This window comes from Lachnospira rogosae (ex Hitch et al. 2025) (genome assembly GCF_040096455.1).
GTDB classification, from domain to species: Bacteria; Bacillota; Clostridia; order Lachnospirales; family Lachnospiraceae; genus Lachnospira; species Lachnospira rogosae.
In genome coordinates this window covers 1-22651 of sequence record NZ_JBBMER010000012.1, presented here as the reverse complement: position 1 = coordinate 22651, position 22651 = coordinate 1, and the positions used below count along the sequence as shown (strand labels likewise).

The 22651-nt window shown below is 35.8% G+C and carries 22 protein-coding genes, 1 pseudogene and 1 riboswitch; of the genes and pseudogenes, 20 read left to right on the top strand and 3 right to left on the bottom strand.

Annotated features, from left to right (window positions below; genetic code table 11):
* Nucleotides 1-45: 45 nt before the first annotated feature.
* The 8 genes and pseudogenes from WMO14_RS12530 to WMO14_RS12495 form a co-directional block, all read left to right on the top strand.
* Nucleotides 46-675: pseudogene (locus WMO14_RS12530) on the top strand (amino acid ABC transporter permease); the annotation flags it as partial.
* Nucleotides 676-690: 15 nt separating this feature from the next.
* Nucleotides 691-1455, top strand: a complete 765-nt coding sequence (locus WMO14_RS12525; RefSeq protein ID WP_349153926.1) for an amino acid ABC transporter ATP-binding protein — start codon at nt 691-693, stop codon at nt 1453-1455.
* Nucleotides 1456-1498: 43 nt separating this feature from the next.
* The gene (locus WMO14_RS12520) at nt 1499-2401 is read left to right on the top strand and encodes a LysR family transcriptional regulator (protein WP_022502907.1); all 903 of its coding nucleotides are present in this window, start codon (nt 1499-1501) and stop codon (nt 2399-2401) included.
* 137 nt (nt 2402-2538) lie between these two features.
* The gene (locus tag WMO14_RS12515) at nt 2539-3279 is read left to right on the top strand and encodes a CpsB/CapC family capsule biosynthesis tyrosine phosphatase (protein WP_349153925.1); all 741 of its coding nucleotides are present in this window, start codon (nt 2539-2541) and stop codon (nt 3277-3279) included.
* Between the two features lie 284 nt (nt 3280-3563).
* Nucleotides 3564-4502: a cysteine synthase A gene (gene cysK, locus WMO14_RS12510; protein ID WP_022502905.1), complete on the top strand. Its 939-nt coding sequence runs from the start codon at nt 3564-3566 to the stop codon at nt 4500-4502.
* Between the two features lie 192 nt (nt 4503-4694).
* A complete protein-coding gene (locus tag WMO14_RS12505) occupies nt 4695-4883 on the top strand; it encodes a hypothetical protein (protein WP_349153924.1) in 189 nt (62 codons plus the stop codon).
* On the top strand, nt 4868-5170 hold the full coding sequence (locus WMO14_RS12500) for a TrkA C-terminal domain-containing protein (RefSeq protein WP_349153923.1): 303 nt from the start codon (nt 4868-4870) through the stop codon (nt 5168-5170). The genes WMO14_RS12505 and WMO14_RS12500 overlap by 16 nt, the downstream gene beginning before the upstream one ends.
* A 103-nt stretch (nt 5171-5273) precedes the next feature.
* Nucleotides 5274-5969, top strand: coding sequence for a hypothetical protein (locus WMO14_RS12495; RefSeq protein ID WP_022502903.1), 696 nt, complete (start codon nt 5274-5276; stop codon nt 5967-5969).
* A 265-nt stretch (nt 5970-6234) separates the two neighbouring features.
* On the opposite strand, the gene WMO14_RS12490 is transcribed toward WMO14_RS12495, so the two are convergent.
* Nucleotides 6235-7602 carry an MATE family efflux transporter gene (locus tag WMO14_RS12490; RefSeq protein WP_055175553.1) on the bottom strand — a complete coding sequence of 456 codons (1368 nt, stop codon included), beginning with the start codon at nt 7600-7602 and terminating at the stop codon, nt 6235-6237.
* 493 nt (nt 7603-8095) lie between these two features.
* On the opposite strand from WMO14_RS12490, the gene WMO14_RS12485 reads away from it, so the two are divergent.
* The 3 genes from WMO14_RS12485 (at nt 8096) to WMO14_RS12475 (ending at nt 10623) form a co-directional block, all read left to right on the top strand.
* Nucleotides 8096-8242 carry a hypothetical protein gene (locus WMO14_RS12485; RefSeq protein ID WP_349153922.1) on the top strand — a complete coding sequence of 49 codons (147 nt, stop codon included), beginning with the start codon at nt 8096-8098 and terminating at the stop codon, nt 8240-8242.
* Between the two features lie 444 nt (nt 8243-8686).
* The gene (locus WMO14_RS12480) at nt 8687-9661 is read left to right on the top strand and encodes an SGNH/GDSL hydrolase family protein (RefSeq protein WP_349153921.1); all 975 of its coding nucleotides are present in this window, start codon (nt 8687-8689) and stop codon (nt 9659-9661) included.
* A gap of 17 nt (nt 9662-9678) precedes the next feature.
* Nucleotides 9679-10623 carry a M15 family metallopeptidase gene (locus tag WMO14_RS12475; RefSeq protein WP_349153920.1) on the top strand — a complete coding sequence of 315 codons (945 nt, stop codon included), beginning with the start codon at nt 9679-9681 and terminating at the stop codon, nt 10621-10623.
* Nucleotides 10624-10717: 94 nt separating this feature from the next.
* On the opposite strand, the gene WMO14_RS12470 is transcribed toward WMO14_RS12475, so the two are convergent.
* Nucleotides 10718-11596, bottom strand: coding sequence for a LysR family transcriptional regulator (locus tag WMO14_RS12470; protein WP_070101782.1), 879 nt, complete (start codon nt 11594-11596; stop codon nt 10718-10720).
* Nucleotides 11597-11706: 110 nt separating this feature from the next.
* Here WMO14_RS12470 and WMO14_RS12465 point away from each other — a divergent pair, with 110 nt between their 5' ends.
* The gene (locus tag WMO14_RS12465) at nt 11707-12282 is read left to right on the top strand and encodes a chromate transporter (protein ID WP_022502898.1); all 576 of its coding nucleotides are present in this window, start codon (nt 11707-11709) and stop codon (nt 12280-12282) included.
* Nucleotides 12279-12842, top strand: coding sequence for a chromate transporter (locus tag WMO14_RS12460; protein WP_116443641.1), 564 nt, complete (start codon nt 12279-12281; stop codon nt 12840-12842). The genes WMO14_RS12465 and WMO14_RS12460 overlap by 4 nt, the downstream gene beginning before the upstream one ends.
* Nucleotides 12843-12850: 8 nt before the next feature.
* On the opposite strand, the gene WMO14_RS12455 is transcribed toward WMO14_RS12460, so the two are convergent.
* The gene (locus tag WMO14_RS12455) at nt 12851-13870 is read right to left on the bottom strand and encodes a DUF5050 domain-containing protein (protein ID WP_116443642.1); all 1020 of its coding nucleotides are present in this window, start codon (nt 13868-13870) and stop codon (nt 12851-12853) included.
* A 135-nt stretch (nt 13871-14005) separates the two neighbouring features.
* On the opposite strand from WMO14_RS12455, the gene pheA reads away from it, so the two are divergent.
* The 7 genes from pheA (at nt 14006) to WMO14_RS12420 (ending at nt 22569) form a co-directional block, all read left to right on the top strand.
* Nucleotides 14006-15133, top strand: a complete 1128-nt coding sequence (pheA, locus tag WMO14_RS12450; protein WP_022502895.1) for a prephenate dehydratase — start codon at nt 14006-14008, stop codon at nt 15131-15133.
* Nucleotides 15134-15230: 97 nt separating this feature from the next.
* A riboswitch (ZMP/ZTP riboswitch) is annotated at nt 15231-15363 on the top strand.
* Between the two features lie 175 nt (nt 15364-15538).
* Nucleotides 15539-16252 carry an IMP cyclohydrolase gene (locus tag WMO14_RS12445; RefSeq protein ID WP_022502894.1) on the top strand — a complete coding sequence of 238 codons (714 nt, stop codon included), beginning with the start codon at nt 15539-15541 and terminating at the stop codon, nt 16250-16252.
* 90 nt (nt 16253-16342) lie between these two features.
* Nucleotides 16343-17524: a phosphoribosylaminoimidazolecarboxamide formyltransferase gene (locus WMO14_RS12440; RefSeq protein WP_349153919.1), complete on the top strand. Its 1182-nt coding sequence runs from the start codon at nt 16343-16345 to the stop codon at nt 17522-17524.
* Nucleotides 17525-17800: 276 nt separating this feature from the next.
* The gene (locus WMO14_RS12435) at nt 17801-19693 is read left to right on the top strand and encodes an OPT family oligopeptide transporter (protein WP_022502892.1); all 1893 of its coding nucleotides are present in this window, start codon (nt 17801-17803) and stop codon (nt 19691-19693) included.
* Nucleotides 19694-19706: 13 nt separating this feature from the next.
* Nucleotides 19707-20072: a PqqD family protein gene (locus WMO14_RS12430; RefSeq protein ID WP_022502891.1), complete on the top strand. Its 366-nt coding sequence runs from the start codon at nt 19707-19709 to the stop codon at nt 20070-20072.
* Nucleotides 20073-20273: 201 nt separating this feature from the next.
* Nucleotides 20274-21182 (top strand): quinolinate synthase NadA, encoded by a 909-nt coding sequence (nadA, locus tag WMO14_RS12425; protein WP_022502890.1) that lies wholly within the window; start codon nt 20274-20276, stop codon nt 21180-21182.
* A 76-nt stretch (nt 21183-21258) separates the two neighbouring features.
* On the top strand, nt 21259-22569 hold the full coding sequence (locus tag WMO14_RS12420; RefSeq protein WP_055175544.1) for an L-aspartate oxidase: 1311 nt from the start codon (nt 21259-21261) through the stop codon (nt 22567-22569).
* Nucleotides 22570-22651 lie beyond the last annotated feature (82 nt).

Genomic DNA, 22651 nt, shown 5'->3' with positions numbered 1-22651 from the left:
GATTTAGCTGTTGATAAAGGTAATTTCTTTGTTGAACTTGGAAGCGTTGTATCCAAGCTTGCAGAAGGTATGCTTGCATCACTTGCAATATTTGTACTTACACTTGTATTCTCACTTCCACTAGGACTTTTACTTATGTTTGTAAGATTGTCAAAGGTAAATGTAATAAGATGGATTGCAAAGATATACATATCAATAATGAGAGGAACACCCCTTATGTTACAGCTTTTAGTTGTGTTCTTTGGTCCATATTATGTATTTGGAATTTCGCTTTCTTACAGTTATAGATTTTATGCGGTAATTATAGGATTTGCACTTAATTATGCGGCATATTTTGCAGAGATATTCAGATCGGGAATTCAGGCGATACCAGCAGGACAGAGTGAAGCTGCAACAGTTCTTGGTTACACAAGGGCACAGACATTTGTAAGAATTATACTTCCACAGATGACAAGAATTGTGCTTCCACCAGTTACTAATGAAGTAATAACTCTTGTAAAAGATACATCTTTAGCATTTGCACTTGCGTATACAGAAATGTTCACGCTCGCTAAGCAGATTGCGGCGGCAAGTGCAAGCATAATGCCATTATTTATTGCAGGAGCATTTTATTATATATTCAACTTTATAGTTGCCTGGATAATGGAATATATAGAAAAGAAAATGCGTTATTAAACAGATGGAGGCAGTATGAGCAGTACAAGTTTACTTGAAATGAAACATGTAAAAAAGACATTTGGAAGTCTTGAAGTGTTAAAGGATATATCAATAGAAGTTAATGAGGGAGAGGTTGTTGCAATAATCGGACCATCAGGTTCTGGTAAATCAACATTTTTAAGATGTGCAACTCTTCTAGAGAATATGGATGAGGGAACATTGTCATATTGTGGTGACAGTGCAACGATTAATGAGTCAGGTGCAGCACAGTATGTAGACAAGAAGAAGTTACACAGCATAAGAAATGATTTTGGACTTGTATTCCAGAATTTCAACCTTTTCCCACATTTTTCAGTTCTTAAAAATGTAATTGATGCACCAATTAATGTGCAGAAACGTGATAAAGCTGAGGTGACTGCCGAGGCACGCGAGCTTTTAAAGAAGGTTGGACTTGAGAATAAAGAAGACAGCTACCCAGGCCAGTTATCAGGCGGACAACAGCAGAGAGTTGCTATTGCGAGGGCACTTGCTATGAATCCAAAGATGCTGTTCTTTGATGAGCCAACATCTGCACTTGACCCAGAGATAACAGCAGGAATTCTTAAGCTTTTAAGAGAACTTGCCAATGAAAAGATGACAATGGTTATAGTTACACACGAGATAGATTTTGCCAGAAATGTAGCTGACAGAGTTATATTTATGGATGGTGGCGTAATAGTCGAAGAGGGTAAGCCGCAAGACGTTATAGATAACCCTAAGAGTGAAAGAACTAAAGCCTTCCTTCAGAAAATGGCATAAAAGGAATGGTATAAAAAGAATAGCATAATATGGAGATTAAGGTATGACATTAAACCAGTTAAAATATGCGATAATTGTTGCAGAGTCAGAGTCTTTTAATGAAGCAGCCAAGAAGCTTTTTATATCACAGCCAAGTCTTTCAACTTCAATACATTCCTTAGAGGAGGAGATTGGAGTACAGATATTCAGACGTTCACAGAATGGTATTGCAGTAACACCTGAGGGCAAGGAATTTATCGGTTATGCAAGACAGGTTATGGAGCAGTATGAGCTTTTAGATGCAAGATACATTACTAAATCAGAAGTCAAGAAAAGATTCAGTGTGTCAATGCAGCATTATTCTTTTGCGGTTAATGCTTTTGTGCATATGGTTAAGCAGTATGGTATGGACGAATATGAGTTTGCTGTACACGAAACCAAGACACATGAGGTTATAGAAGATGTGAAGAATGGCAAAAGTGAAATTGGCATACTGTACATTAACAGCTTTAATAAAAATGTGCTTGAGAAAATCTTCAATGATAATTATCTTGAGTTCCATAAATTGTTAGAATGTGAAATATATGTATATATGTACAAGGGACACCCGCTTGCTGGTAAAAAGCTTATTAAGCTTGAGGAGTTAAAAGATTATCCGTGTCTTTCATTTGACCAGGGGGATTATAATTCATTTTATTATGCAGAAGAAGTATTAAGCACATATGAATATAAGCAGCTTATTAAGGCTAATGACAGGGCAACTATGCTTAATCTTATGGTTGGACTTAATGGATATACGCTGTGTTCAGGAATTATATGTGAGGAGCTTAATGGTGATGAATATTGTGCAGTAAAGCTTGATGCTAAGGAAGTTATGGATATTGGTTATATTTCAAGAAAAGGAATTGCGTTAAGTACGATAGGGCAGCAGTATCTTGAAGAAATATCCAAGTATAAAGCGTTGTAAATATAGGGCTTCGTGAATGTAAGAACTGGTAATTATAAAGTTTATATAAGCTTTGTAATAGTTTGATTGACAGATGATATGTATATTTTATATAATAAAATATAAGAACGTATGGTTGGAAAGTGAGCGGGTTTTATATGAGAAAGATGAGTGAAGAACCTGTATGTACAGGTTTTACAGATATACATAATCATATTTTATTTGGAGTTGATGATGGTTCGCCGGATATAAAGACAAGTATGGAAATGTTGCAAATGGCGTATGAAGATGGTATAAGAGATGTCATATTGACACCACATTTTCATCCTAAGAGAGGTATGGCACATTACAGCAAGATAGTAGAGCATTATGAGATACTTGCTGACGAGGCGGCTAAGACATTTCCTGATATGGGAGTGTATCTTGGCAGGGAAGTGTATTTCAGGTCAGAGATATTAGACGATTTGGATAAGCTTGATGAAAAGACAATGTGCGGAACTGACACAATTCTTATAGAGTTCTCCTCAGGAGTTGAGCAGGACAAGGTAAGAGGAGCTGTACTTGATGTTATAATGGCTGGCTATCACCCAATTGTGGCACACGTTGAAAGATATGTGTGTACTGTTAAGGATTGGGACTATATATATGAGTTAAAGAGAATGGGTGCTGACATACAGATTAACGCAGACTCAGTTACCGGCGATAATGGCTGGGCAGTACAGAGATGTACTAAGGCACTTCTTAAAGACCATATTGTAGATTATATTGCATCTGATGCACACGATTTGAAGTCAAGAACACCTCAGTTATCAAAGTGCTATAAGTATGTTGTGAAAAAATATGGCGTGGAATATGCTGACAAGATAATGAAGGCAGATGTAACGAAGAAATTCGGTTGATATATATGATATATATTAATAAGTTATATAAAGATAATAAGATAGAAGTCTGGAATACGGCAATGTTATTAAATTAATGACACTGGCTGTGGTACAGGCTTCTTTTTAATTTAATTATTATGGATATATGGAAGGATAATACGGGGCATAATAAAAATTATAAGAATTTAAAAATTAATGGTTGACAGATTACTAATCAAAGGATATAATGCAATCATAAAACACATTAAACATATAGGTTTATAGGAAAACAATAATAAAACATTTTCAGGAGGATTAATAATATGAGTAATTATGTAGAGAGTGCAGCAGAATTAGTAGGAAAGACACCATTACTTAAGCTTAATGGATATTCTAAGAAGGCAGGGGTTACAGAGGCTAACATATTTGGTAAGCTTGAATATCTCAACCCAGCAGGTTCTGTAAAGGACAGAATTGCATTAGCAATGATTAAGGATGCAGAAGATAAGGGCTTATTAAAGCCTGGTGCAACAATCATCGAGCCAACAAGTGGTAATACAGGTATTGGTATTGCCTCAGTTGCAGCAGCTAAGGGCTATAGAGCAATTCTTACACTTCCAGATACAATGTCAGTAGAAAGAAGGAATCTTTTAAAGGCTTATGGTGCTGAACTTGTTCTTACAGAAGGTGCTAAGGGTATGAAGGGTGCTATTGCAAAGGCAGAAGAACTTAACAAGGAAATCGAAGGTTCTATCATCTTAGGACAGTTTGATAATCCAGCTAACCCAGCAGCTCACAAGGCTACAACAGGTCCAGAAATCTGGGAACAGCTTGATGGTAAGGTAGATATATTCGTAGCTGGTGTTGGTACAGGCGGAACAGTTACAGGTGTTGGTGAATACCTTAAGTCACAGAATCCAGATGTTAAGATTGTGGCAGTTGAGCCAGCAACAAGTCCGGTTCTTTCAAAGGGAACAGCAGGTGCTCATAAGATTCAGGGTATCGGTGCAGGATTTGTTCCTACAGTTCTTGATACAAAGATATATGACGAAATAATTGCAATTGATAATGATGATGCATTTGCAGAAGGCAGAGCATTCGCAGTAAGTGAAGGTGTACTTGTTGGTATTTCTTCAGGTGCAGCTTTAAAGGCAGCTACAATTCTTGCACAAAGACCAGAGAACAAGGGTAAGAATATCGTTGCATTACTCCCAGACTCAGGTGATAGATATTTATCAACAGCATTATTTGCTAATAACTAATCGCTTGTTGTGTGATGTGAATAACAGGACTAGTGGCTGGTATTCACATCATCATAATAATATACATTTCTCCTTATAAATTTTAATACCGGTGTCAGTTAATATAACATAATTCAGATTGGGGATAAGAGCAACCGCATAAGCAGGTCTTTTGATATATTTATAACGATAACAATATTTTCTAATATTATAGTGACATTTTTGCAGACCTTTGATGAGCTTGCATTTATGGGTGGATTTTTTAAATGGGTTGAGTATATAACTTTATTTATATTCTGCGTGGAATATATTCTTAGGATATGGACAGCGGATCTGCTTTATCCTGGATGTAAAGGAGTAACTGCAAGGTTTAAGTTGGAAGAATTATGGCGATATGCATAGCCTATCTTGGAGTTGATGCGGTGGCTATACCAACAGGTATTATTAGTGCAGGTTTTGTTGAACAGTATCAGAGAAAAAGCAGCATTTCTGATATTAAAAATGCAGATATAAAAGAGATAGCAGAGATAAAGATTGATAAGACACAGGCAGGAAAGACAGTAGAGGAGATTGAAGAAACAGATTTTGTGTCAATATATCTTATATTTAGAGATGATTTATCGATTCTTCCACAGAAGGATACTATGCTTAAGCTGAATGATATAATTATAATTCGCGATGGGAATTAGGAATATTTTCTAAACATATTGTTATGCGTGCCGATATATAAAATATGGATATCCACGGAGGGAATTATATATCCTGGTGCGATTGCACGGAAAGGAAGATAAAGTGAATATTTCTACACAATCTACTACTCTTCTTGATATGTTAAATAGTAGTAGTTCAACAGGCAAGTCAAAGAGTGCCGCAGATTCTTATATTGATGTTCTTATCCAGAATAACAACTTAAGATATCAGCAGAAGATGAAAGAAGTTCTTGGATATGATACATCAAGTTCTTCTAAGGATGCACAGTATGAGAAGGTTGCATCTTCAGCATCTAATCTTAACAGTGTAATAAGTTCATTATCTAACGAATCGCTCTGGAATGAAGATTCAAGTGATTATTCTAAAGATAAGGTATATGATACTGTTAATAATTTTGTAAGTGCTTATAATACACTTATTACTAACATTAATACAGTTGGAAGCACAATTGAGAATACTTACAAGACTAAGCTTGATAAGCTTGTAACAGACAATAAGGAGGCACTTGCGGCAGTAGGTATTACTGTTGATGATAATGGCAAGCTTTCAGTTGACACTGATAAGTTAAAGAGTGCAGATATGTCTGAATTAAAGAAGATGTTAGGAAGTGAGTCTGAATTAATGAAGGGAATTAAAGAACAATCAGGTTCAGTTAATAATATTGTATCAGAAGCATTAAGCATACAGAAAAGCCTGTCAGGTCTTTATAATTCTTCATCTTCAAGTGTTGATGTGTCAGATTTATTATATGGAACATCTTACGATTCGAAGGGGTAATATAAAGTTAATATTTTTGAGGTGAGTGTTGGAAATAGAGCAGCATAATCTCAGAATATGAATTAATTGAAATTAGAATACTATTCTTAATAAAGCAGGACTGCTATGTATATGTCACCTTACTGTTAAGTAGGGGGCATATATATGGCAGTCCTGCTGTTTTATGGTAAGCACTTACGTTTTATGACTATTGGTTTTATATTAATTATGTATTAATTATATAAATTTATGTCTGATTTAGTCAATTAATAGTATTACTATAACATTAATCAGCCACAGATGTATCATCTTTAGCTACAAAATATTTCTTATAAGCTACTATGAATAATACTATAGATAAAGCTGTTGCAATATAGTCAGTTATAGGCTGTGTCATAGCAAGGTTAACAGGCGTGTTGTTCACAATGCTTGTTGTAATCAGTATCGGAAAATAGATTATTCCCTGACGGCTTACTGAAAGTATAAGCGATGGTATCGCAGCACCCATTGACTGTATTGCATTGATGAATACGAATAGTATTCCAAGCACAGGCCCAGACATTATGTATATTCTTGAAAATGCAAATGCATATCCAAATGCTTCCTCATCATCAAGAAATGCTTTTGCAAGAGGAGCTGCACCAAGATAACATATGAGTGTCATTATAATACTTAAGCATATTGCAAAACATAAAGAGAATTTTAAAACTGAGCGGTAACGCTTGCTATTTCCAGCACCGAAACAGTAGCCGAGCAGAGGCTGGATACCAGTTCCAACACCAATAAGAAGCATAACTGCAATCATATTAACTTTCATAGCAACACCAAGACCGGCAAGTTGTAAATCACCATGTTTTGCCATAAATGAATTGATCATAATATTGGAGAAGCTCATAAGTATGCTGTTAAGTGAAGCTGGAATTCCGATTGAAAGCACACCGAGAGTAATTATCTTTTTAGCGGAATAATCTTTAGGTTTAATCGATAATATCGACCGCTTGGAAGTAAGGTGGATAATATAAAATACGGTTGAGAAAATGTTACCAAGAACTGTGGCAACAGCTGCACCTGCAACATACCATTTAAAACCAATAATCATAACAGGGTCAAGTACAATGTTAATCATATTACCGATAATCATTCCAGTCATAGCAACTGTAGCATGACCTTCTGAACGAATGATATTACTAAAGGAGTTACTTACAATAAGAAATGGTATTCCAATGGCAACGATTGAAAGATATTGTGAAGCGTATCCTATTGTAGCATCACTTGCACCGATAAGACGGCATACGGGAACTGAAAATATTGTCATAATTATCATAGCTATAACGCCAATTGCTGCACCTGTCCAAAAACAGAATGCTGAAATATGTTTGGCCATATCACGCTTTCCTTCGCCAAGCATTCGGCTTATCATAGAAGTACCACCAATTCCAAATAACATACCGACAGCCATGAATATAATAAATGCTGGTGTAGCAATGGAAACAGCAGCAACCATAAGTGGGTCTTTAGTCTGACCAATAAAAAATGTATCCGCAAGATTGTATACAAGAACCATAAGCATACTTATTATAGATGGAATTACGTTAGTAAGTACGGCTTTAGGTACTGGAGCATCGCGGAAAATCTGTTGTGTTTTATCTTGCATAAGTAGGGTCCTTTCTTTACATAATATTTTTAAAAGGGGGATAAATAACAATGTTATAGACATGGACGATTGGGGTGGGCTGATATAAGCAACGAAGACCCGTTTGCACTGAGTGTCGCTCGCAGCGGTACTAAGCTGCCAGTTGGCACTGCCAGCTAAGGACCGGCGGCTCCCCATCGTCTTCTTATGCTTATATCAGCCCACACCAATCTGACAGTGGCACTTGGTTGCGATGGGGTAACCTTGGTGATATCATTAAAGGTAGCGGTGCGGTATTGTGAGATATGCACAGTTGTGGCGATGAGCTTTGTGGGTGGTGCTATATCGACCTTTATTATTTATAAAATGGTATTTATCGACCTTTTTGGTGGGTGATTTTTGGGTTAAATCGGTCTGGAGGACTGATTTAATTGGGGGTTTTTAATAGATTTGATATAACTTATGTAACTTTATTATGATATACTTAAATATAGTTGTAGTCAAGAGCAGCGTTGTGAGTGGAGAGGAAAGATACGGGGGATATGTTAGGAAAGGGATTTGGACTATGGAATTAGAAGTTGATGAAATGTTAGTGGAGCTTAGGCAAAATGCGGAGTACACAGATAATTACGATATAGCTAGTGACAACCATTTAGTATAGATAGGTATGTCTAAAATCGAAAGCAGTAACAGAAACTACTGTCGAAAATATATAGTGAAAATAACAGATATGTGCTATCATTTAAACATATAAAACTGACACAAATTTATAGAACACCAGTTGTGTGAGGGCTTAATATTGCAAGCTGGGTACTTTTGAAACCGCCGGCACTTAGCGGCTGTATTTTAGCCGCTTACGTGTCCGCTGCGGTTTCAAGTAGCGAAAGCGTGCCCAGCGGTAATATTAAGCCCTCACACAATGTCCGTGCGACAAAATCTATGAAGATATGCAACAAAGTCCAGAACATATGCAACTAAAATTTATGAAAATACAAGTGAAATCTGCAAAGATACTCCCATAAACAGTCAGTTCAATTAAACAAGCATAAATATTAAGTTGCATAAGTCGTGTAAAGCAATTACAAAGAGGAAGAAAGGCAGAATTATGAATATTTATTTAGCCGGCGATTCAATCGTCCAGAATTACACAGAAGAAGAATTTATAGCAGGTTGGGGACAATACCTTAAATATTATGTAACTCCTGATACTAAAGTATTTAATTGCGCCAAGGGAGGCAGAAGTTCAAGGTTATTTCTCAATGAAGGAAGATTTGATAAAATAGATGAAAGTATACAGGCAGGAGATTACCTTTTGATAGAATTCTGCCACAATGATGATAGTTCTAAAGGTTACAGCACTATGTTTAACCGTATGACAGAGCTTGGAATACCTGATGAGGACGGAAGATATCCGGTTATACCGGGCGAGAGAGTGCCTAAAGATTATATTCCTAAAGAATATATAGATGCTTTAATGAAAGATGACTCAATAGCTGATAAGGGAGCAGTGCTTGCAAGCGTTAAGGCATTTAATAACACTTACCCTAATGATACATATTATCCATATTCACCTAATGGTGAGAAGGGCAGCTTCAAATGGTTCATAAAGCAGTATATTGATATGGCAAGAGAACATAATGCTGTTCCAGTGCTTGTAACAGCACCGGCAAGAACAGCATTTAACAAGGACGGAACAATTAAAGATGGTCCGGGACTTCACGGCGGTGATAATTTCTGCTATATAAGGGCAATGAAGCAGATAGGAGAGGAAACACATACTCCCGTGATAGATTTATTTAGTTATACGGTAAAGCTTTTTGAGAGTATAGGCGAAGCTGATATTCACAAGTATACATCTATCAAAAAGGGTATCAATAAGGGCAAGTGGCCAGAGGATTTTGTTAATGAACTTGCTAAGAAAGACACTGTATCAGAGAATACACATTTTAATAAATATGGTGCGTGGCTTATAACAAAGGGTCTTGTCAATTTAATAAAAGAGTGTGATAATGAGCAGGTTACAGCATTAAAAAATGTTATTGTGAATTCAGATTATAAAGTTGCATCTCCATTAATATAATGATAACAGGAGGACATATGAGAAAGAAAAGATTAACAAGAAAACAGAGGATTATGAGAAAAAGAATTACAATTGCCGCGTGTATAGCCGTAGTAGTTGTTGTGATTATTGTAGCAGTAGTATTGTTATTAAATGCTAACAGGAAAAAGTCAACGGATACTAATGATAATACAATAGTTACAACAAGCGATAGCAGTAATAACACAGAGTCTAAGGCAGGTGATAGTATTAATTCATCTAATAACAGCACAGATACAGCGAGTAAATCTGATGCTTCAAATGTTAATAGTTCAGATGATAAGAGCACAGAGAGCCAGCAGACAGATGATAAAAAAGGGTCATCAACAGGAGATGGCGTAACTAAGACATCTAAGGGATTTACTATTGATAACAGAAATGGAGCAACATATATAGATGGTTACTTAATAGCCAATAAGACATATGCACTTCCAAGTACATTTATTCCAGAAAATCCAGAAGTACCTGTAACAGAGGCAAGAAGTAATAAGAGCCTTGACAAGGATTTAATGACGGCTTTCAGAAAAATGCAGGCAGATGCGACAGCAAAAGGACTTAATATCTATATTGCGAGTGGTTACCGTTCATATGATTATCAGGTGGGTCTTTACAATAGATATGTAGCCAACGATGGAAAAGCTGCGGCAGATACTTATTCATCAAGACCGGGTAATTCAGAACATCAGACAGGTCTATGCTTTGATTTGAATTCGATTGAAGACAGCTTTCAGTATACAAGCGAAGGTAAATGGGTTAATGATAACTGTTATAAATATGGTTTCTGCATAAGATTTCCAAATGGAAAGGATGCTTATACAGGTTACCAGTATGAATCATGGCATTTAAGATATGTTGGAACTGAATTAGCAGAGAAGCTTTATAATAATGGTGACTGGATTTCATTAGAAGAATATTTCGGAATAACAAGCGAATATCCTGATTAATAAATATAAAATAATAAGAGAGCCATAGTTTAAATGAAACTGTGGCTCTTATTGTTATTTTTATATTATATTGTACTATGGCAATGAATAACTATTATACATATTCTTTGCACAGATTAATAAACTGTTTGATAGATGGAGTCAAAAATTTATCTTTATGGTAAATAATATAGAAATTTCTACTGAAAATTAAATCCTGTACATTTACTGTAGAAATTAATCCTTGTTTTAATGATGGAATAATCATTCTATTTGGTAAAACAGAAATACCTAGTCCGTTGATCGTGGCGTTGATTAGTGCTGTTGTACTCATAGCTTCCCATACTGGAATAATATGAATGCCAGCTTGTGTAGTAACACGATCAAAAACTTCACGTGTTCCGCTTCCTTTTTCACGTAATAGAAAACGCTGCTTTTGAAATACTTCTATGGGTATATTCTGCCCATCTTTCCATCCTTTATTAGTATCGCAAATAACACTTAAATAGTCTTGCATATAGGCTTCAGATACGATGTTAGAATTATGCGATATACCTTCAATTAACGCACAATCTAACTCGTTTGCAAGTATTTTTTGCTCCAGTCGTTCAGATTGTTCGATAGTTACTCTTACATCTATTTCTGGACATACTTCATAGAAAGACTTTACATAATTTGGTAAAAATTGAGAGCCAATTGTTATGCTTGCTCCTATGCGAATGATGCCTTTGGAATCCCAGTCGCGAAATCCAGTTTCCATATCTGAAAATAAGTCGGATATGTGTATTGCATATTGAAGAAAATGTTGTCCAGCACTAGTGATTTGGAGTCTTCGCCCTATGCGGTCAAAAAGCTGTACCCCATAATATTGTTCTATTTCTTTGATGGCAAGGCTTACAGCTGGCTGTGTTATATGTAAAGCAGATGCAGCTTTTGTAGAATTATATCCATTTTCACATACAGCACGAAAAATTATCATATGTCGTAGTGTCATTATAAACTCCTTATATCAAATTACTTATTATTTATGTAAGATTATATTATTTCAATTATTAGGAATCAAGTGATATAGTATTAAAAAATAGGAAGGATGGAATTCTAGAGATGAGCATCTGGTATAAGTATAGAAAATTGTTTTTATCAACTTTTGAATTAAGTGCGTGTACATTTGGAGGAGGATTTGTAATAATTCCTTTAATGAGGAAAAAGTTTGTTGAGGAACTAGGCTGGATAGAGGAAGAAGAGATGCTGGATTTAACAGCAATTGCACAAGCTTCGCCAGGTGCGATAGCAGTAAATGCTTCAATTATGTTGGGGTATCATATAGCAGGCATTCCAGGAGCTATACTTGCGGTATTGGGAACAGTATTGCCCCCATTAATAATCATTTCAATAATTTCGATGTTCTATCAGGCATTTCGTAATAATGTTATTGTTAGTATGGCAATGAGAGGGATGCTTTGCGGAGTTGCTGCTGTGATTTGCGATGTTGTAATAAATATGGCAAAGAGTATATTTCAAAAAAAACGACCGCTACCAATTATAATAATGTTGGCTTCATTTATAGCTGTACGTTACTTATCTATAAATATCATTATAGTTATTTTTGTCTGTGGTTGTATTGGAACATTAGATATATGGATTAAAAATATGAAACGGAAAGCAGGTAATAAGCAATGATATATCTTGAATTGTTCTGGAGCTTTTTTAAAATTGGATTGTTAAGTATTGGTGGTGGGTATGCTGCTATGCCAATAATACAAAATCAGGTGATTGATATTCACCATTGGCTTACAATGACACAGTTTACTGATATTATAACTATTGCTGAAATGACACCAGGTCCAATAGCAATTAACTCTGCTTCATTTGTGGGAATTCAGGTCGCTGGATTTTGTGGTGCTGTTATTGCAACTGTTGGCTGTGTATTTCCATCCTGCGTCATTGTAATGGTGCTTGCTTACATGTATTATCGTTATCGTGGACTCGATATGGTACAGGGCATTCTTTCAGGGCTACGACCGGCTGTAATAGCAATGATTGCATCAGCAGGTATTTCATTGTTAATTATGGCGTTTTATGGACAAAGCACGCTTCCTAATAATCTTACATCTTTGGATGTTGTAGCTTTGATAATTTTTGCTATTGATATTTTTATCTTAAGAAAATGGAAGTCTAATCCTCTTTGGGTTATGTTATGCTCTGGCATCGTAGGAATTGTTCTATATTTACTTGTTTAATAGATAAATTAATTAATTGAAATCTCTTCAATAGTTGTTATTGGTGCAGTTGTAGGTATTCTGTAAAGTGTTGACTGATCTTCATAATATGAGAAGAAGGTATACTTGGAAGTACAGTGAATACCTGATATTTCGCCAACGGCTACATATTCTAACTGAGTCCCGTCAACATTCATTCTGTAAAGACCGGCATTGTCACCGCCCTCAACGTGGAAGAATATTTTATTACCATATACGTTGTAGTTAATTACTTTGCCATTTTCAGGTGCATATAAAAGTTCGAGTGTCTTATTTGACATATTAAGTCTTACAAGTGAATACTGTTTGTCAAGGTCTATATAATAAGCGTAATTATTATCAATCAATGTAAGGTAAGAATTGCTGTCGTAGTAATTAACAATCTGACAGGTCTTAGTATCCATAGAAAGTATATGGTGACGTCCGTTAGGGTCTGAGAAGTAAAGCTTTCCATTATATATACTTGTTGGAGAATAAGGCGTGTCAGATATTATAGAATTATTCTTGCCATCAATGTCTACTTTATAAAATGTAAGGGCTGTTGTGTCATCATAATGCTGGTAAAATACAGTGTTACCACTAAGACTTGCTGCACCGGAACGGTCATTATATAAAATTTTTGAATGGCTTCCGTCTAAATCACATCTGTAAAGACCAAAAAGCTGGCCTCTGAATACCATTCCGATAGTACTTTTATTAAAATTATTCTTTACATAGTATATGTAATTGCCACATACGTTAAGGTAGGCAACGCTGTCATCATTTATTTTGGAAATGTTCGTACAGTCAGAATTCATAACATATAATTTGTTGTAATCGTCAGGGTTGGCAAAATATATTTTGTCATTATATTCGCAGAATAGCCCTCCATTGATAAGATTGCCTGCTGTGTTGCCAATAGCATTGTCGTTGTTATGTACTGTCTGGTTCTTCTTAAAATAAAAAAATCCGCCAACACCAGCAGCTGCAATTACTAAGACAACAATAATTATTGTAATGGTCTTTTTCATATTGTAATCTCCATTCTGTAGTATTTTATATAATTAATCAGTATTATTAATAGTTGTTAATTATTTACTTACATATTACAAAAAATATGATACAATATCAATGGTTTAAAGCAATAAAGATTACGAGGTTGAAAAATGTTAGATTTGAATGTAATAAGAGAGCAGATTGACGGTATTGATAAACAGCTTGTCGATTTGTTTGAACAGAGAATGAAGCTTACAAAGGAAGTTGCAGAGTACAAAATCCAGACAGGAAAGAAAGTTCTTGATACACAGAGAGAACGTGCGAAGATTGAAGCTGTTACAAAGCTTGTTAAAAATGAGGCTAATGTCCATGCCATTGATGACTTATTTTCACAGATTATGGCTAATTCAAGAAAAGGACAGTATCAGCTTCTTGAAGCTATGGGTCAGACTTTAAGAGAACCTTATGAGGCTATAGAAAGCATTAATAAAGAGGGTGTTAAGATTGTATATCAGGGAGTTCCGGGTGCATACACACAGGAAGCTGCCTGCAATTTCTTTGGGGAGGACTGTGATAATTATGGTGTTCCTACCTGGAGAGACGTTATGGAAGCAGTTAAGAATAAGGAAGCTGATTATGGTGTGCTTCCAATTGAGAATTCTACAACGGGAAGTGTTGTAGGTGTATATGATTTATTACAGGAATATGATAACTACATAATTGCTGAGACATTTGTTAATATAGATCACGTTCTTGTAGGACTTAAGGGAACAGATATTAATAAGGTTACAACTGTATATTCGCACCCACAGGGAATTATGCAGTGCGACCATTTCCTTAATACACACAAGGATTGGCAGAGAATTCATCAGGCTAATACAGCTATGGCGGCTAAGATGCTATTATCAGAAAATGATCACACGCACGTTGCAATATCTAGTAAGAAAGCTGCACAGATATATGGTCTTGAAGTATTAGAAACAGGTATTGCTGACTTATCTAACAATACAACCAGATTTGTAATAATAACTAATGCAAGACGTTTCTTAAAAAATGCTAACAAGACAAGTATAGTATTCGAGACAGCCAATGAGGCAGGAACACTTTATAATCTTTTAAGCCACATAATATATAATGGGCTTAATATGTATAAAATCGAGTCAAGACCAGCAGATAAGCAGTGGGATTATAAGTTCTTTGTGGATTTCGAGGGTAATATTGATGATCCCCGCGTTATGAATGCGTTAAGAGGAATACAGGAAGAAGCTAAGTCAATCAAGCTTCTGGGTAACTACTAAAAATATCTGTAGTGTAATAATAATATTAATTGTTATAGCATAAAAACTATATTTAAAATAATGTTGAAAAATGCCACAACTTAGTGTATCTTAAAACTATGAGCTGTACGACTGGCGGAAAGCATATTATACAGAGCTTTTAATTGGTTAAAGTTATGGAATATGTGTGGGATTACCCACAGGGAGTACAGTATATATATGATTATCAGCCGACCGCCTGGGCAGCCACTTAAAAGGTTACCCAGATAAGGTCGGCTTTTTTGTATAAATTATACAAAAGGCACTTTGTGCCGATTATGCACACTTGCACGAAGATGTAGCTTGCCAAAGGCGACTGCACATAGTGCGGTATGTGCTTTGTACATTTTTTACAGACTGTATGAAAAACAGAAATGGAGGATTATTATGCAGATTACAACACTTGAAAAGGAATTATCGGGTTGTTCTTATCCGGGAAGAGGAATTGTTATCGGAAGATCAGCAGACGGAACAAAGGCTGTTACAGCATATTTTATTATGGGAAGAAGTGCTAACAGCCGTAACAGAGTATTCGTTGAGGACAAGGAAGGAATAAGAACAGAGGCGTTTGACCCAAGTAAGCTTGAAGATCCAAGCCTTATAATATATGCTCCAGTACGTGTTCTTGGAAAGAAGACAATCGTTACTAATGGTGACCAGACAGATACGGTATATGACCTTATGAGTACAGGAAAGACATTTGAAGAATCATTAAGAACAAGGGAATTTGAACCAGATGCTCCTAACTTTACTCCTAGAATATCAGGTCTTATGACAGTCGATAACGGTGAATATGATTATGCAATGTCAATATTAAAGAGCCACAACGGCAATCCTAACCAGTGTGACAGATTTACATTTACATATGATGCACCAATTGCAGGAGAGGGACATTTTATTCATACATATATGAATGATGGTTCACCACTTCCAAGCTTTGAGGGAGAACCTGTATTAGTCAGAATAGAAGGCAATATTGATACATTTACTAATATGGTATGGGAAAATCTTAATGAAGATAATAAAGTATCACTTTTTGTAAGATTTATTGATATCAAGACAGGTGAATATGAAACAAGAATTATCAATAAGAATAAATAATAAATAATAAGAACTACTAACTAAGAACTATTAATATAATAAATAATTAAGAATTAATAATAGGAATTAATAAATGAATGGAGAATAGTTATGAACGAATTTCAGTTAAAATATGGCTGCAACCCTAATCAGAAGCCATCAAGAATATTTATGGAAGACGGAAGCGGGCTTCCAGTAGAAATCCTTAACGGAAGACCAGGTTATATCAATTTCTTAGATGCATTCAATGGCTATCAGCTTGTTAAGGAATTAAAGGAAGCAACAGGACTTCCAGCTGCAACTTCATTTAAGCATGTATCACCAGCAGGTGCGGCAGTAGGACTTCCTCTTAGTGAAGTAGAGAAGAAAATATACTGGGTAGATGAGAGTATCGGAGAGCTTTCACCACTCGCCTGTGCTTATGCAAGAGCAAGAGGTGCAGACAGAATGTCATCATTTGGTGATTTCATATCATTATCAGATGAGTGTGATGCTTCAACAGCAAAGCTTATCCAGCACGAAGTATCAGATGGTATTATCGCTCCTGGTTTCACAGATGAAGCTTTAGAGATACTTAAGGGCAAGAAGAAGGGTAATTACAATATAATTAAGATTGACCCTTCATACCGTCCAGCACCAGTTGAGAGAAAGCAGGTATATGGTGTTACATTTGAGCAGGGACGTAATGAATTCAAGATTAATGAAGAGCTTCTTGAAAATGTTGTTACAGAGAATAAAGAAATTCCAAAGCAGGCAAAGATTGATTTAATAATTGCCCTTATTACATTAAAGTATACACAGTCTAACTCAGTATGCTATGCAAAGAATGGACAGGCAATCGGTATCGGAGCTGGACAGCAGTCAAGAATTCACTGTACAAGACTTGCAGGACAGAAGGCTGATAACTGGTATCTTCGTCAGAACCCTAAGGTATTAGAACTTCCATTTAAGGAAGGTGTAGGCAGAGCTGACAGAGATAATGCAATTGATCTTTACATTGGTGATGAATATATGGATATTCTTGAAGATGGAGCATGGGAGAGAGTATTTACAGAGAAGCCAGAAGCGTTTACTAAGGAAGAAAAGAGAGTATGGCTTGATGGCAACACAAATGTTGCACTCGGTTCAGATGCGTTCTTCCCATTTGGCGATAATATTGAGAGAGCATATAAGAGCGGTGTTAAGTATATTGCACAGCCAGGTGGTTCAATAAGAGATGATAATGTTATTGAAACCTGCAACAAGAGAGGCATTGCAATGTGCTTTACAGGAATGAGATTATTCCACCACTAATTAAAAGTATTTTTGATAAAAGATATCCGCGATATAAAATGAGCAATTAATTATTTTCTGGAATTAGTTTATTCCATTTTCTGGAATATTTAATAAAAATTTAAAGAGTATATAATTGGTACTTTATTTTTTCAATTTAATGTGATAAAATACTAAAGATTAAAAGAGGTGACAGCTGTCATTGAAGTTGTCATCTCTATTTTTTTTGATGATTTATTGTATTATATCGTCTGGCAATAATTCATCAATGATTTTTATACTTTTAGGAGGTTTTTTATGAAAGACGAGCAGTTTAAGCCGTATATACCTGCGGATAAGATTACTCCAGAATTCACAGTAACATCTGTTATTATGGGTATGCTTCTTGCTGTAGTATTCGGTGCTGCTAATGCTTACCTTGGTTTAAGGGTAGGTATGACTGTTTCAGCATCAATCCCAGCAGCCGTTATTTCTATGGGTGTTATACGTGTCATCATGAAAAAAGATTCTATCCTTGAGAGCAATATGGTTCAGACAATTGGCTCTGCGGGTGAATCATTAGCAGCAGGTGCTATTTTTACATTGCCTGTATTATTCTTATGGGCTAAAGATGGAATTATGGATTCTCCATCACTTCTTACAATAATGTTAATATCTCTTTGCGGTGGTATTCTTGGTGTTCTCTTTATGGTTCCACTTAGAAATGCACTTATCGTTAAAGAACACGGAACACTTCCTTATCCAGAAGGAACAGCTTGTGCTGAAGTATTACTTGCTGGTGAAGAAGGTGGAGCAAGTGCCAAGTCTGTATTTGCAGGTATGGGATTTGCAGCATTATTTAAGTTCATTACTGATGGAATTAAGGTTATTCCTAGTGTTATTACAGCACCTATTAAGTCGCTTAAGACAGAACTTTCAGCAGAAGTATATCCGGCATTACTTGGTGTAGGTTACATATGTGGACCTAAGATTGCATCATATATGTTTGCTGGTGGTATATTAGGCTGGTTCGTACTTATTCCGGCTATTGTAACATTTGGTGGTTCAACAATACTTTATCCAGGTACAATCTCTATTGCTGATTTATATGCAACAAAGGGAGCAAGTGCAATCTGGAGTAATTACATCAAATATATCGGTGCTGGTGCCGTCGCAACAGGTGGTATTATAAGTCTTATTAAGTCATTACCACTTATTGTAAAAACATTCTCAGATGCTATCAAGGGAATGAAAGGTGATAAGAACACAGGTAAGCTTCGTACAGAACAGGATATTGATATGAAGGCTATTGCAATTGGTATTGTTGTTGTTACAATTGCTATCTGGCTTATTCCAGATATTCCTGTTACAATTCTTGGTGCTATTCTTATAGTAATATTTGGTTTCTTCTTCGCAACAGTATCTTCTCGTATGGTTGGTATTGTAGGAAGCAGTAACAACCCTGTATCAGGTATGGCTATTGCTACACTTTTATTTGCTACATTATGCCTTAAGGTTACAGGTGATGTAGGTGTTCATGGTATGAAGGGTGCTATCGGTATCGGTTCTGTAATCTGTATTATCGCAGCTATGGCTGGTGATACATCACAGGATTTAAAGACTGGTTATATCCTTGGTGCTACACCTAAGAAGCAGCAGATTGGTGAACTTTTAGGTGCAGTTATTGCAGCATTAACAATCGGTGGCGTTCTTGTTCTTCTTGACAGTGCATGGGGCTTTGGTACAACAGAACTTGCAGCTCCTCAGGCTACTCTTATGAAGACAATCGTAGAAGGTGTTATGCAAGGAAATCTTCCTTGGGCACTTGTGTTCATCGGTGTATTTATTGCATTAGTAATTGAAATACTTGGTATTTCAGTTCTTCCAGTAGCAATTGGTTTATACCTTCCATTAGAGCTTTCAGCAACAATTATGATTGGTGGACTTATCCGTCACTTTGTTGACAAGAAGTCTAAAGATAAGGATAAGGACAACGAAGCAAGTGGTGGAATTCTTTTCTGCTCAGGACTTATTGCTGGTGAAGGTCTTGTAGGTATTCTTCTTGCTATATTTGCAGTAGTTGGACTTGCAGATCCAATTGATTTATCAGGAAGCATTTCACTTGGAACAATCGGTTCTATTGTGTTAATGGTTATTATGGTTCTTTTAATATTAAAGAATGCAGTATGGACTAAGAGCAAAGAAAAGTAGAGTGTGAACGAATATGAAGACAAAATCTAAGAAGGCAAAGGCAGAAAGTGCTAATTACCTTGATTATGTGCCAATGCATAATGAGGATAAATATCCTTTTCAAACAGACGATAATGGTGCAGTAACAATAATGGTTGAGAATAAAGGTGTGTTTAATAAAATAGCACAGGTTGTATTCAGAAAGCCAAGAATATCAAAGATTCATCTTGATGAAATGGGTAATTTCATATGGCCATATATAGATGGTGCAAGAACGATATATGATATATCTGAGCTTGTGCACGAGCATTTTGGTGATAAAGCTGAGCCTTTGTATAAAAGACTTGTACAATATTTTAAGACACTTGAAAGTTATGGTTTTATAACATTCAATAAGTAAATACTTAGTTTAGATAAAAGGGCGTAGCAGCGGATGGCTGTTACGTCTTTTTTTAGTGCTTTTATTGTGTATAAGCATATATCTTTTATCAGTTTTACTGGAATATTACAAAATTTACCGAAAAACTTTACAACTGTCTTGTCAGCTGTAAAGTTTTGTAGTATACTTTGTGAAATTATAACGATTTCTGGAGGAATACATATGTCTATCGTAAGCGATATTGAAAAGTTAAAGAAAGAGAAGAACGCAGTAATACTTGCACATTATTATGTTGATGAAGATGTTCAGGACGTTGCAGATTATATAGGTGACTCGTTTTATTTAAGCAAGGTGGCTACTAAGGTGAGTCAGGACAGAATTATATTTGCTGGTGTTGAATTTATGGGAGAAAGTGCGAAAATCCTTAATCCTAAGAAAAGAGTGTTTATGCCGGATATGAATGCAGACTGTCCTATGGCACACATGGCTGACAAAGATGAGATACTTGCTTTAAGAGAAAAGTATGATGACCTTGCGGTTGTCTGTTATATTAATTCAACTGCTGAATTAAAGAAATATTCAGATGTATGTGTAACATCATCTAATGCAGTTAAGATTGTTAAAAATCTTCCTAATAAAAATATATTTTTTATACCAGACAGAAATCTGGGAAGCTATGTTGCGAAGCAATGTCCAGATAAGAATTTTATATTTAATAATGGCTGCTGCCCAAGACACGTTGTCATTACTAAAGATATGGTGTTAAAGGCTAAAGAATTACACCCAGAGGCTAGATTTGCAGCCCATCCTGAATGTACAGAAGATGTACTGGCATTTGCAGATTATGTTGGAAGCACATCAGGAATTATTGATTATGTTGTTGATACTGATGCAGATGAATATATTATCGGAACAGTTGATGGTGTGTTCAATGAGATAAGAAAGAAGGCACCAGACAAGAAGCTTTATACAGTTAAGCCTGACCAGGTATGCGTGAATATGAAAAAAGTTACGCTGGATAAGGTATTAGATGTTCTTGAAAATGATACTAATGAGGTATTTGTTGATGAAGAACTTGCACAGTGTGCATTAAAGCCACTTAATAAAATGCTTGAGCTGGCAGCAAAATAATATGATTAATATTAAAATACATTGCAGATAAATGGTATATAACAAACTGGTATAATTAAAGAAATGGAGTAAAATTATGGAAACAGATGTATTAATAGTAGGCTGCGGCTGTTCAGGTCTTTATTGTGCACTCAATCTTCCGAGAGATAAGCGAATTCTTATGATAACAAGCAGTGATGCAGAAAGCAGTGATTCATATCTTGCACAGGGTGGAATGTGTATGTTAAAGGATGATAGTGATTATGACAGTTATTTTGAGGATACACTTAAAGCAGGACATTATGAGAATGATAAGAAATCAGTAGAGATAATGATTCGTTCGTCAAGAGATGTTGTCAAGGATTTAATTGAGACAGGTGCTGATTTTAAGAAAGATGAGCAGGGCAATCTTACATACACTAAAGAGGGAGCACACAGCAGTAACAGAATAATATTCCATGAGGACGTTACAGGAAAAGAGATAACAAGTCATCTGCTTGAAAGAGTAAGGGAGCTTCCTAATGTAACTTTATTAGAGAATACAAGGATGTTAGACATTATAAGCTATAATAATGAATGTCTTGGTGCGGTTATAAGAAAATCAGATAACAGCCTTATGACAGTTAAGGCAGATGTCACTGTTCTTGCAACAGGCGGAATAGGTGGTCTTTATAGACATTCAACTAATTTCAGACATCTTACAGGGGACTCGATTGCAATTGCTGTTAAGCATAATGTTGAATTAAAGGATATTAACTATGTCCAGATTCATCCAACAACATTTTATTCTAAAGATGAGAAGGACAGAAGCTTTCTTATATCTGAGTCAGTAAGAGGCGAGGGTGCAAAGCTTTATGACAAGAATGGCGACAGATTTGTTAATGAACTTCTGCCAAGGGATTTACTTACACAGGCTATATATGAGCAGATGAAAAAGGACGGAACAGATTACGTCTGGGAAGATTTAAGGACGATTCCAGAAGCTGAGCTGAAATCGCATTTTCCTAATATAGTTGAGCATTGCAGACAGCAGGGTTATGATGTCACTAAAGAATGTATACCGGTTGTACCAGCACAGCATTATTTTATGGGTGGCATAAAGGTTGATTATGAGAGCAGGACATCTATGGACAGATTATATGCAGTAGGTGAAACAGCCTGCAATGGTGTTCACGGAAGAAACAGGCTTGCGAGCAATTCACTTCTTGAAAGCCTTGTATTTGCCAAGAGAGCAGCTCATAATATGATAGATAGCGAATTAGCTGATAAACTTAATGCATCGGCCGATGCCTATGTTGCTAATATGAAGCTTACGGATTATGAAGATGAAAATGCCTTGAATGAATTATATGCAAAGCTTGTAAAAGATAAAATAGATGAAGCAGATGCAGGAAAGCAGACAGCATAAAAAGAAAAATATGGTATAATATGACTACTTCGTAGTCACTTAGAAGTTTCTTCGAAACTTCGGATGCGTGGAAAAGCAACGC